The organism is Bacillus sp. C30 (assembly GCF_040838255.1).
Taxonomy (GTDB): Bacteria; Bacillota; Bacilli; order Bacillales; family Bacillaceae_G; genus Bacillus_A; species Bacillus_A mycoides.
The window spans coordinates 1-11,399 of the sequence record NZ_JBFPJH010000099.1 but is presented as its reverse complement, the minus strand read 5'-3'; the positions used below and the strand labels follow the sequence as shown (position 1 = coordinate 11,399).

Below are 11,399 nucleotides of genomic sequence, written 5' to 3'. Positions count from 1 at the left end.
TTATTGGCAGGCGTGGCGATTTTATTAAAAAGATTCTAGACAGGTTCTTAGATAAAATAGCCCTTGTAATGAATCAATTATTATGAGGAGGATTCACGTGGAAAGAACTGCTTTACGAAAAGTAAAAGGTCTTATTGGATTATTAATGGTGTTTGTATTGGCATTTGTATCATTACCGTGGAGTACGTCGGTTAAAGCGGAAGAGAAAAAGCAAGAAAAGGCACCAAGTGAGAAGAAGATAGTTTTTCCAGTTGTAAGTGATGTGCATATTAAAGATAGTGGAACAGATGATACGTTCCGCTGGAAAAGAGCGATTGAGCAATTTAATACGCTTGCACCGAAGCAGGATGCATTTGTTATTGTAGGTGATTTTACAGATTCGGGAACAGTGCAGCAATACGACCGTTTTATGCAAGTTTATAATGAAAATGCAAATAAAGATGCGGTACGAATGAATTCTCTTGGTAATCATGATTATTGGAACGGTTTATCTGTAGATGGAGCACAGAAGCGTTTTTTAGACAAAACAGGAATGAAATCGGTTTATTATCATAATATAGTAAAAGGGTATCACTTTATCGTAATGTCACCAGAGGATGGAACAACGCATGGCTATTATTCGGACAAGCAAATTAATTGGTTAAAAGAAGAAATGGCAAAGGCACAAAAGGATGATCCGGAAAAACCGATTTTTGTGTTTTTACATCAACATATTAAAGATACAGTGTACGGTAGTCAAGAATGGGGAACGAAAGATAGTGCGAAAATTAATGCAGTGTTAAAAGAGTACCCACAAGTCATTACATTTTCAGGTCATTCACATTATCCATTAGATGATCCAAGATCGATTCATCAAAAAGATTTTACATCAGTTGGTACATCTTCTGTAAGTTATATGGAAGTTGAAGGTGGTAAAGTACAAGGAAATATCCCGCCAGGAGCTAGTACATTAAGCCAAGGTTTATTAGTAGAAGTGGATGATAACGAAGTAACGATTAATCGTCGCGACTTCCATACGAATTCTTGGACAGGTGAACCTTGGAAAATTAAATTACCATCAAAGAAAGAAACATTTACTCATGTAGAAGATCGTGATAAAGAAAAACCATACTTTGCAAAAGATGCAAAGCTTGCTGTATCAAATGTAACAGAAAATGCAGCAACAGTAACATTCCAGCAAGCGTTGGACAACCTTCTTGTTCACTCTTATCGTGTACAAGCTAGAGATAAGCAAACTGGAGAAATAAAGAATAAATTGTTAGCATTCTCAGAGTTTTATCGAGATCCAGTGCCGAAAGAACTGACATTTACACTTGCAGGACTAGATGGCGGGAAAACATATACACTTGAAGTTGTTGCGATTGATTCATTCGGCAATGAAAGTGTACAACCATTAACGGCAGAAATTACTACGAAAAAAGATAATATTGACCCGAATGTGAAAGTACCAAAGGCAGATGTTTTTGATGTAAACTTTGCAGATGGTACATTTAAAGACAGTTCATCATTTGGTACAAAAGGTGATGTTAAGGGCAATGTGACTATTGAATATGATAAAGCATTGAAAAAGAATGTTATGAAGTTAAACGGAAAAGCAAATACATTTGGATACCTTCCATTTTCAGCAGTACAAAAAGAAAAAGTAGCAAATTCATTTACGTTAGAAACTGTATTTTCAATGAATGAAATTCGTGGACAAGGTATTTTGCAAAATACAGAGAGCGGTGGAATTGGTTTTGAGTCTACAGGAAGTGGCTATGTAGAATTATGGGCTCATATTGGTGGAAGCTATAAACGTGTGGGTGTTCAATTAGAAGCAAACAAAACGTATCATTTAACAGGAACATATAACGGCAGTGAAGTAGCAATTTATGTAGATGGTAAAAAAGTAAATAGTCAGCCAGCTCAAGGGAAAGTATATCACCCGAACGTACCATTCGCACTTGGTGCAGATCCTGATAGCAACGGAAATGGCGGTATTCCGTTAAATGGACAAATTGCATTAGCAAAATTATATAGTAAAGCATTAAGTTCTTCAGAAGTAGTAGCGGCATATAACGAGTTTTCTACTCGTACAAAATTAGAGCAAGTAAATACGTTATATGAAGAAATCGGAAAAGTGAAAGAAGTATTGGCAGGTACTTATGAATTTGGTGAAAAGCCAGGTCAGTATTCACAAGCAGCTTTTAACGAATTACAAAGAAGCTATGACAATGCAAAGAAAGTGTTTGAGAATATAGCGAGTACAGGAGAACAAATTGTTCAAACGTATAATGAATTAAAAACAGCAAACCAAACATTTGTCCAATCAAAGGTAGCAGAAGAACAGCCAAAAACACCGAAAGAAAAATTACAAGTGAATATTGAATCTGCAAAAGCTTTAGTAAAGAAAGCACAAGATGGAAATGTAACAGACGGTTCTGTTAAATCATTAAGTCAAAAAATCACAGTTGCAGAATCTGTGTTAAAAGATAAAAATGTAAAAGATGAGTATGTGGAATCAATGAATCGTACGTTAGAGCACGCTATTTCACTTGTTGAAAAAAGCATCAACAAATAAGGTATAAGAAAAAGAAGCTTATCATGATGGGCTTCTTTTTTGTTATACTAAAAGTAGTATAGAAAAGGGAGCGAATAATTTGGAAGAGAAAAAGCTAAAAAGAATTCTTGAATATGTATGGATCGCGGTTGTGCTCCTTGTAGGATATTATTTATTAAAAGATAAAAGTATTTGGGTTCTATTTTTAATGACTTTTTTATTAGCGGGATTAGGAACGCTATTTATTAACTTTTTCTTTGATAGTGTAAACGCGTGGAGAAAGAAAAAGAAAGAGACGAAGTAAGGAAGAATAAAGTGAAACTTTAATCAGTGGGAGTCTTACTGCCCGGCAAATAGCGGGATAAGTATACAAAAGTTGATCGGTATATTTTTCGTTTTACAATCGTTAATGAAAATAGCTCGCCTTTATGATAGGCGAGCTATTTTTTTATGCTTCTTTTTTCCCATCATTTGTTTTTTCATTAGCTAGATGACTATGTTTTCTAGAGTAGAAGAAATAGACGCATAAACCGATTATAAGCCAGACTGCAAAGCTGATCCATGTCGTTGTAGACAAATTAATCATTAAATATAAACAACAAAGAATAGCGACAACTGGTAGTACAGGTACGAGTGGTGCACGGAATCCACGTTTTAAATCAGGATGAGTTTTACGTAAAATAAGTACAGCAAAGCAAACGAATGTGAAGGCTGTTAACGTACCGATGTTTACTAAATTCGCTAGTAAATGTAGGTCTAAAAGTCCTGCTAATAAAGCTGCAAATACTCCAGTAATCCATGTGTTTAATAAAGGGATTTTTACTTTTTTATTTACGCGTGATAAAGCTTTTGGGAGTAAGCCGTCTCGGCTCATTGCATAAGAAACACGAACTTGTCCATACATAACGACTAAAAGAACGGTTGTCATTCCTGTCATCGCACCAACTGCAAGTAGCCCCGCAATAGTATCTTCACCAACGAAATGTAGTGCAAATGCAACTGGATCAGAAACGTCTAATTGCGTATAAGGAACCATGCCTGTTAAAACGAAAGATACGATCATGTATAAAACTGTACAAATAAGAAGGGAACCGATAATGCCAATTGGTAAGTCACGCTGCGGTTTTTTCGTTTCTTCTGCCGCGGTTGCGATTGCATCAAAACCTAAAAAGGCGAAGAAGACAGTGGCAGCTCCGGTAATAATACCGTCGTACCCGAATGGAATGAACGGTGTCCAATTTTCAGGCTTTACATATTTTGCGCCTGCTACGATAAAGGCGATAATAACTGCTAATTTTATAAGGACCATAATATTATTAATGCGTGCGCTTTCGCGTATACCAAAACTTAAAAGACCGGTAATGAGAAGTAAAATACAAACAGCGGGTAAATCAATGAGACCACCTTTTCCCGTTCCGGGGGCCGAGGAAATAATGGCGGGAAGGTGTATATTGAACCCTTGAAGCAATGATTGTAAATATCCAGACCAGCCAACAGCCACCGCTGCAACAGCGAGTAAATATTCGAGCATTAAACACCAACCAACGATAAAGGCGACGACTTCCCCGACTGTCATGTATGCGTAAGTATACACACTTCCTGAGACAGGAATAGAAGAAGCAAATTCGGCATAACAAAAGGCTACACAAGCACAAGTAAATGCAGCAATAAGGAATGATAGCATAATACCAGGGCCAGAATGTTTTGCCGCTACGATACCTGTTAATACAAAAATCCCTGTCCCAATTACGGCGCCGATTCCTAAAAACGTTAAATCGAGTGCCGTTAATGTTCGATCTAGCTGTCTTGGTGATTCAGTACTAAGTGCTTTTTTTCGTAATAATGACTTCACTTTGAACTCTCCTCCTTTAGTTTTCATTTCCATAACTGCGAATATAGTACGAGCCCATTGGAAAAGAGTATGTAAGTGAATGAAAATACAGTTATGGTATGTAGTTTTTTAAAATTTCTGGGTTAATCTTATTATAATTCAGAATATTTTGTCAAATAAAATTTTAACAAATAAAAAGCCGGTTGTAAGGAGAAACTATGTGCAGAAATAGATGCAGGTTAACAATCAGTAGAGATGAAGAATAATCCACTGATTAAAGTTTTACTTTATTATAGTAGGAGAAGATGTTATGTTATTTTATTTTGAACTTGTCGTCATTTTACTTTGTACGAAATTAGCTGGTGATATTAGCGTTAGACTTGGCCAGCCTTCTGTACTCGGTAAATTAATCGTTGGTATTATTATCGGTCCGGCTTTGCTAGGTATTATTAATAGTTCAGAACTTATTGATGAGCTTAGCGAAATTGGTGTTTTGCTACTTATGTTTATGGCGGGACTTGAAACAGATTTAGAAGAGTTAAATCGTAATTTAAAATCTGCATTCGCAGTAGCGATGGGAGGAATTATTTTCCCATTCCTTGGTGGGTATTTAGCAGGACTTGCGTTTGGAATGTTACAGTCGCATGCGATCTTTTTAGGGTTATTACTTTGTGCCACTTCGGTTAGTATTTCTGTTCAAACACTAAGAGATTTAGGGAAAATGAATACGAGAGAAAGTACGACGATTTTAGGTGCAGCTGTATTTGATGATGTAATTGTCGTTATTTTATTAGCATTTGTGATGAGTTTTTTAGGTACACAAGATGTAAATGTAACGCTAGTCATTGCAAAGAAAATTATCTTTTTTGTAAGTATTGTTTTCATCTCTTGGAAAGTTGTTCCATGGATTATGAAAATGCTCGTACCACTTCGCGTAACAGAAGCATTAATTAGTGCAGCTCTTATTATTTGTTTCTCTTTTTCGTATTACAGTGAAATGATGGGGATTGCAGGTATTATTGGAGCATTCGCAGCTGGAATTGCCATTTCTCAAACAGAGTATAAGCATGAAGTGGAACATAAAATTGAACCAATTGCTTATGCAATATTTGTTCCAGTGTTCTTCGTAAGTATCGGAATGGAAATTACATTTCAAGGTATAGGAAGCCAGCTTTGGTTCATTATCATCATGACTCTTATTGCGATATTCACAAAGTTAATCGGATCAGGTTTAGGCGCAAGACTGACAGGATTCAACCTTCAATCTTCTATTAGTATCGGTGCGGGAATGGTTTCGCGCGGAGAAGTGGCGCTTATCATCGCAGCGAATGGACTTGCGGCGAATTTATTAGCGAAAGAAAATTTCACAGCGATTGTTATTGTTGTTATATTAACAACAATTATTACGCCGCCGCTTTTGAAGAAGTATTTTGTATAGAGAGGAAGGGCTTATCTGATGTAGGTAAGCTCTTTTTTTATTGCAAAATGCAGTGGTCATGTAGCATGAATGGATTGTAATTATGATAAAATCTATGTATGTGATATGACAAGGAGAGGGAAGTGTGAAGATTACAAAGGGGAAAGTTATAGGTGTAATCATACTTATTGCACTATGTATACCATTTACTGCATGGAAAGAGTCAAAAGTGAAAAATTTTCCAGTTTCTATTTTTTCTTCCTATGTAGAAGACGAAAATCCGAAAGACTATAAGTACACTGCTTTTGTACCTGACTTTGCAATTTGGATACATGGATGGGAAAAACAGCGATCTGAAGGTGAAATAACGTCATATAAAAAAGGGGATCGAACTGTAATTGTTCACCATCCACCTGGCAATGATGGTTTTTATCTATATGATACAAATGATATTAGAGAATATACGCAACCATAAGAAGTGGAGGTTAAATAGTGAAAGCTTCAACATTACTATTTAAAATTGAAAGTAATATGGATCAATTTTCACCAGCCGAAAAGAAGGTTGCCATGTACATAATGGAGAATGCAGAAATTGTTCCGAACTTAACGACGAAAGAAGTGTCAACGAATGCAGGCGCAAGTGAGGCAAGTGTTGTTCGCTTTTGTAAGTCGATTGGGATTGGGAGCTTTAAATCATTTAAAATCGCGCTCGTTCGTGAATTAACGATTGCTGATTATAATATTAATGATTTTTCAGTGATGAATACGGAAGATGGACCGTACGACTTGTTTAATAAAGTTACATATGTGAATAAAGCTGCAATTGAGGCGAGCGTCATGGCGATAGATAAGAAGGAACTTGAGAGAGCTGCAGATCGTATTGTAAATGCGGATAAAGTTATATTTTACGGAGTAGGTGGTTCAGCTACTCCAGCGATGGACGGGGCTTATAAATTTACACGACTTGGATTTACAGCGATGATGCTATCTGATTTTCATATGATGTTACCGCTTGTGACGAATTTAAAAGAAGATGATATATTTGTTGCGATTTCAACTTCTGGTCGTACGAAAGATGTACTTGAAATGGCGCAATATGCGAAGAAGCGAGGAGCTACAGTTATTGCGATTACAAAGCTAGATCAATCATCTCCTTTATATAAAGCGGCAGATATTCGCCTTTGTATGCCAGATGTAGAGCAGGACCATCGCATTGCGAGTATTGCTTCGAGAATGACGCAACTGAATATGATTGATGCTTTATATGTGATTACTTTCAATCGAATTGGTAATAAAGTATTAGATCAATTTATGGAGACGAGAGAAGAAGCATTACGGTTACGGAAATTGAAGTAGAAGAAAAGATGGGGAGACTCATCTTTTTTATTATCTTTGACACAAATATGTCATGTTGTGAAATTTTATTTCATAAAATAAGAAAGAGTTATTGATTTTTAGTTTCTTAAAGTTATAATAAAAGTGTGAAATATAATTTCGAAGAGGGTGGCAATATGTTAGAGAATTTATCGACAGAACACCGTAATGAGAAAACGATGAATCTAGATGAGATGAGTATAAAAGAAGTTTTACAAAGTATGAATGAAGAAGATCGAACTGTTGCGTTAGCAGTTGAAAATGAAATAGAAGAAATTGAAAAGGTTGTACAAATTGTTACTAAGTCTTTTGAAGAAGAAGGCCGTTTAATTTATATTGGGGCTGGTACGAGTGGCCGTTTAGGCATTTTAGACGCAGTAGAATGTCCCCCGACATTTGGAACAGATGATAACATGGTTCAAGGATTTATAGCAGGTGGATTGAAAGCGTTTACTAAGGCGGTGGAAGGTGCCGAAGATCGTGAAGAGTTAGCAAAAGAAGATTTAAAAAGTATTGGATTAAACGAGAAAGATACGGTTATTGGAATTGCAGCAAGTGGTAGAACACCCTATGTAATTGGCGGATTGAAATATGCAAGTAGCGTGGGAGCAAGTACAGCTAGTATTTCCTGTAATAAAAATGCTGAAATAAGTAAATATGCAAAACTAAATGTGGAAGTGGGAACAGGCGCAGAAATATTAACAGGCTCAACACGGTTGAAGGCTGGCACAGCGCAAAAGTTAGTACTCAATATGATTTCTACAGCGTCTATGATTGGTGTAGGGAAAGTATATAAAAACTTAATGGTAGATGTTCAATCTACAAATGAAAAATTGGTAGAACGCTCAAAACGAATTATTGTTGAAGCGACAGGCGCTAGTTATGAAGTAGCTACAGAGTTTTATGAGAAAGCAGATCGAAATGTGAAAGCTGCAATCGTTATGATATTACTACAGTGTGAATATGGGGAAGCACTAGAAAAATTAAAAGGTGCGAAAGGATTTGTGAAGAAAGCACTTTAAACTTTGGGGAGGGGGATTCTATTATGAAGAAAGAAGAGAGAATGGCCAAAGAAATTTCAGAGCAGCTTGGGGGAGTAAAAAATATTCGTGGCATTGCTCATTGTATGACGAGGTTACGATTAACGCTTCATGATGAAAGTAAAGTGAACATGGACCTTTTAAAAAAGGTTGAAGGTGTTATGGGAGTGATTGAAGATGAAATGCTTCAAGTTGTTGTTGGACCAGGGACAGTAAATAAAGTAGCAGCTGAGATGGAAGGTTTAACGGGATTGCGAATTGGTGAGGTGGCAGATCACCACCTTGAAGATCTTGGGCAAGAGATGAAGTCAGAGATTAAGAAGAAAAATAATACACCAGTGAAAAACTTTTTAAGAAAAATAGGAAGTATTTTCATTCCGCTAATTCCGGGGCTTGTTGCGTCAGGAATTATAAATGGGGTTGCTAACTTTGCGAAAAACGCAGGTGCTGACCCGAATGCAACGTGGCTACAAATGCTACTACTTATTGGCGGCGGTATCTTTACATTCTTAGGAATTTTAGTCGGTTGGAATACAGCGAAAGAATTTGGCGGGACACCAGTTCTTGGGGCAATTGCAGGTATTTTAATTTTCAACCCAGCGATGGCGAATGTAAAATTATTTGGTGAAGCGCTCGTACCCGGACGGGGCGGATTATTTGCAGTTATTTTTGCAGCATGGCTTATGGTTGTAGTTGAGAGACGAGTGCGAAAAGCTGTGCCAAATGCAGTTGATATTATTGTGACACCACTCATTACTGTATTAGCTGTAAGTATAGTAACGATGTTAGCGATTCAGCCAGTAGCAGGATTCTTATCTGATGGTATTACAAGCGGTATTAATGCAATTTTAAATGTTGGCGGAGCATTTGCTGGAGCTGTGCTTGCCGGAACATTTTTACCTCTCGTAATGGTCGGATTACATCACGGTTTAACACCGATTCATATGGAATTTATTAATCAAACGCACGTAACGCCTTTATTACCAGTATTAGCAATGGCTGGCGCTGGGCAAGTAGGAGCAGCAATTGCGATTTATGTGAAAACAAAAAATAAACGCCTTCGTAATGTGATTAAAGGTGGATTACCAGTAGGATTTTTAGGAATTGGCGAACCGCTATTATACGGGGTTACATTGCCACTTGGGAAACCGTTTATTACTGCTTGTTTAGGAGCGGCTGTCGGTGGTGCATTCCAAGCTGTTATGAAAACGGCTTCACTCGGAATAGGTGTATCAGGATTATCATTAATTCCGTTAATTGCTGATAATAAATATTTATTATATTTCCTTGGATTAGTAGTTGCATATATTTTCGGATTCATCTTTACGTACTTCTTCGGATTTAAAGAAGAAATGGCAGAAAACATATAGAGAAAGGGATTCCTTTCTCTTTTTTTTATATTAATAAAAGGAGAGATTTATATGATAGGAGTTTCAATTTATCTTTCAAAAGAGCGAGTAGAGAAACAAGAAGCATGGTTAAAACTAGCGAAAGAAAACGGATTTTCATCTGTTTTTACATCTCTTCACATTCCAGAAGATGATCCGAATACGTATAAGGAGTTAATTCAAATACTTGGGAAACAAGCTCTCGAAAATGAAATGGAATTAATGGTTGATGTCTCTCCAAAATCGTTAAACCATTTAGGGATAACATATGAAAATGTGGAAGAGTTATTAGACTTTGGCATTACTGGTTTACGAATGGATTACGGTATTACGCCAAAAGAAATCGCACGTGTATCTCATAAGATGAAGGTAGCTTTAAATGCGAGTACGATTACAGAATCATTTTGGAAAGAGTTACTTGCGGAAAATATACGAGTAGATCGTGTAGAAGCGTGGCATAATTTTTATCCACGTCCAGAAACAGGACTAGCAAAGTCGTTTCTGCAAAAACAAAATAAATATTTACATGAGTGCGGAATAAAAACGATGGCATTTATTCCGGGAGATGGTGAAAAACGCGGTCCGTTATATGAGGGTTTACCAACTTTAGAAAAGCACCGCTATATGCGGCCACTTGAAGCGTATTTAGAGCTTGTGCAAGAGTGCGATGTTGATAAAGTGCTAATTGGAGATATAAGCGGGAGCCTAGAGAGTGTACAAGAAATAGCGAGTGCGAGTAATGGAATTATTCCAGTGCGATATCAATCATTTATAAATGATAGCGACACTGTACAACTGTTAGAACGAGTGTATACGAACCGGCTTGATCCAGCACGTGATGTCATTCGCTCTGTCGAATCAAGAGAAGGAAATAAAGTTGTATTACAACCGATGCATACAATTTCAAGAAAACGAGGCAGTATTACAATTGATAATGAATTGTACGGTAGATATGCTGGGGAGATGCAAGTTGTTGTAAATGATTTACCTGTAGATGAGAAAGTGAATGTTGTCGGAATGGTTGTGGAAGAGGACGTGCCGTTATTGCCTTATATTGGTGCTGGAAAAAAGTTTCAACTTTTTCTGTGTGATAGAGTAAAAGCTTGAATTAGCACTATTTTATAAAAAACATTATCTGCAAAAAGGATAATGTTTTTTGGTTTCTTTAAAAAAGCATTTGACGAATGAAAAGAAATACCGTATTGTTTTGTCTTGTGAATAAATGTTCACCATAACAAAACAAAAAAGGAGAGTTCAGAATGAATCAATATATTGGTAATTTAATTATTCGTATCGTATTAGGAGTTACTTTTTTTGCACACGGTTTAGCAAAGTTTCAATCAGGTATAGATAACGTAGCAGGATGGTTTACAAGCATCGGTTTACCAGGTGGTCTTGCATACGGCGTAGCAACAGTTGAATTAGTTGGTGGTATATTATTGATTATCGGTTTAGGCGTGAGGTATGTAGGATTGTTATTCGCTCTTATTTTGGCTGGAGCTATCGTAAAGGTAAATGGAGCAGTAGGCTTATTAGGAGATGGAAAGAATCCGGGATATGAATTAGATCTTGCATTATTATCAATGGGTGCGTATTTATTCGTTGTAAAAGCAGAAGGATATGTAGATCGCTTCTTAAAAGAGAAAGTAATGAAAACGAAGTAAATTTTATTTTTTTAGTGTTGACTTGACGACTTGATGTAACTATAATGATTACATCAAGTCGATTAGTAATAAAATGATTCGTATATTTTTTTATTCTAGATGTAACTAACTTAGTTACATCTAGAATAAAGCTTAAAGAATAAAGG

The 11,399-nt window shown here is 36.5% G+C and carries 10 protein-coding genes; 9 read left to right on the top strand and 1 reads right to left on the bottom strand.

Annotation, left to right across the window (positions count from 1 at the left end; genetic code table 11):
- The first annotated feature begins 97 nt into the window (after nt 1-97).
- Nucleotides 98-2,560, top strand: coding sequence for a LamG-like jellyroll fold domain-containing protein (locus AB3X49_RS11800; RefSeq protein ID WP_367962199.1), 2,463 nt, complete (start codon nt 98-100; stop codon nt 2,558-2,560).
- Between the two features lie 79 nt (nt 2,561-2,639).
- Nucleotides 2,640-2,843, top strand: a complete 204-nt coding sequence (locus AB3X49_RS11795; protein WP_000391508.1) for a hypothetical protein — start codon at nt 2,640-2,642, stop codon at nt 2,841-2,843.
- A 144-nt stretch (nt 2,844-2,987) separates the two neighbouring features.
- Here AB3X49_RS11795 and bcaP read toward each other — a convergent pair whose 3' ends face one another.
- Nucleotides 2,988-4,391 (bottom strand): branched-chain amino acid transporter BcaP, encoded by a 1,404-nt coding sequence (gene bcaP / locus AB3X49_RS11790; protein WP_367962197.1) that lies wholly within the window; start codon nt 4,389-4,391, stop codon nt 2,988-2,990.
- A 289-nt stretch (nt 4,392-4,680) separates the two neighbouring features.
- Between bcaP and AB3X49_RS11785 the strand changes: the two genes are divergently transcribed.
- The 7 genes from AB3X49_RS11785 (at nt 4,681) to AB3X49_RS11755 (ending at nt 11,253) form a co-directional block, all read left to right on the top strand.
- Nucleotides 4,681-5,808, top strand: coding sequence for a cation:proton antiporter (locus AB3X49_RS11785; RefSeq protein WP_000899801.1), 1,128 nt, complete (start codon nt 4,681-4,683; stop codon nt 5,806-5,808).
- 124 nt (nt 5,809-5,932) lie between these two features.
- Nucleotides 5,933-6,262: a hypothetical protein gene (locus AB3X49_RS11780; RefSeq protein ID WP_000704964.1), complete on the top strand. Its 330-nt coding sequence runs from the start codon at nt 5,933-5,935 to the stop codon at nt 6,260-6,262.
- Between the two features lie 17 nt (nt 6,263-6,279).
- The gene (locus AB3X49_RS11775) at nt 6,280-7,143 is read left to right on the top strand and encodes a MurR/RpiR family transcriptional regulator (protein WP_367962194.1); all 864 of its coding nucleotides are present in this window, start codon (nt 6,280-6,282) and stop codon (nt 7,141-7,143) included.
- A 155-nt stretch (nt 7,144-7,298) separates the two neighbouring features.
- Nucleotides 7,299-8,183, top strand: a complete 885-nt coding sequence (gene murQ / locus AB3X49_RS11770; protein ID WP_367962192.1) for an N-acetylmuramic acid 6-phosphate etherase — start codon at nt 7,299-7,301, stop codon at nt 8,181-8,183.
- A gap of 23 nt (nt 8,184-8,206) precedes the next feature.
- Entirely contained in the window at nt 8,207-9,571 is a 1,365-nt protein-coding gene (locus tag AB3X49_RS11765) for a PTS transporter subunit EIIC (protein WP_367962190.1), read from the top strand.
- A 51-nt stretch (nt 9,572-9,622) separates the two neighbouring features.
- Nucleotides 9,623-10,696, top strand: coding sequence for a DUF871 domain-containing protein (locus tag AB3X49_RS11760; protein WP_367962188.1), 1,074 nt, complete (start codon nt 9,623-9,625; stop codon nt 10,694-10,696).
- A 152-nt stretch (nt 10,697-10,848) separates the two neighbouring features.
- Entirely contained in the window at nt 10,849-11,253 is a 405-nt protein-coding gene (locus tag AB3X49_RS11755) for a DoxX family protein (RefSeq protein WP_367962186.1), read from the top strand.
- The last annotated feature ends 146 nt before the right edge of the window (nt 11,254-11,399 follow it).

Coding starts and splice junctions, on each gene's coding strand:
- murQ (WP_367962192.1), top strand. CDS start 7,299: ATGTTAGAGAATTTATCGACAGAACACCGTAATGAGAAAACGATGAAT.
- AB3X49_RS11760 (WP_367962188.1), top strand. CDS start 9,623: ATGATAGGAGTTTCAATTTATCTTTCAAAAGAGCGAGTAGAGAAACAA.
- AB3X49_RS11765 (WP_367962190.1), top strand. CDS start 8,207: ATGAAGAAAGAAGAGAGAATGGCCAAAGAAATTTCAGAGCAGCTTGGG.
- AB3X49_RS11785 (WP_000899801.1), top strand. CDS start 4,681: ATGTTATTTTATTTTGAACTTGTCGTCATTTTACTTTGTACGAAATTA.
- AB3X49_RS11755 (WP_367962186.1), top strand. CDS start 10,849: ATGAATCAATATATTGGTAATTTAATTATTCGTATCGTATTAGGAGTT.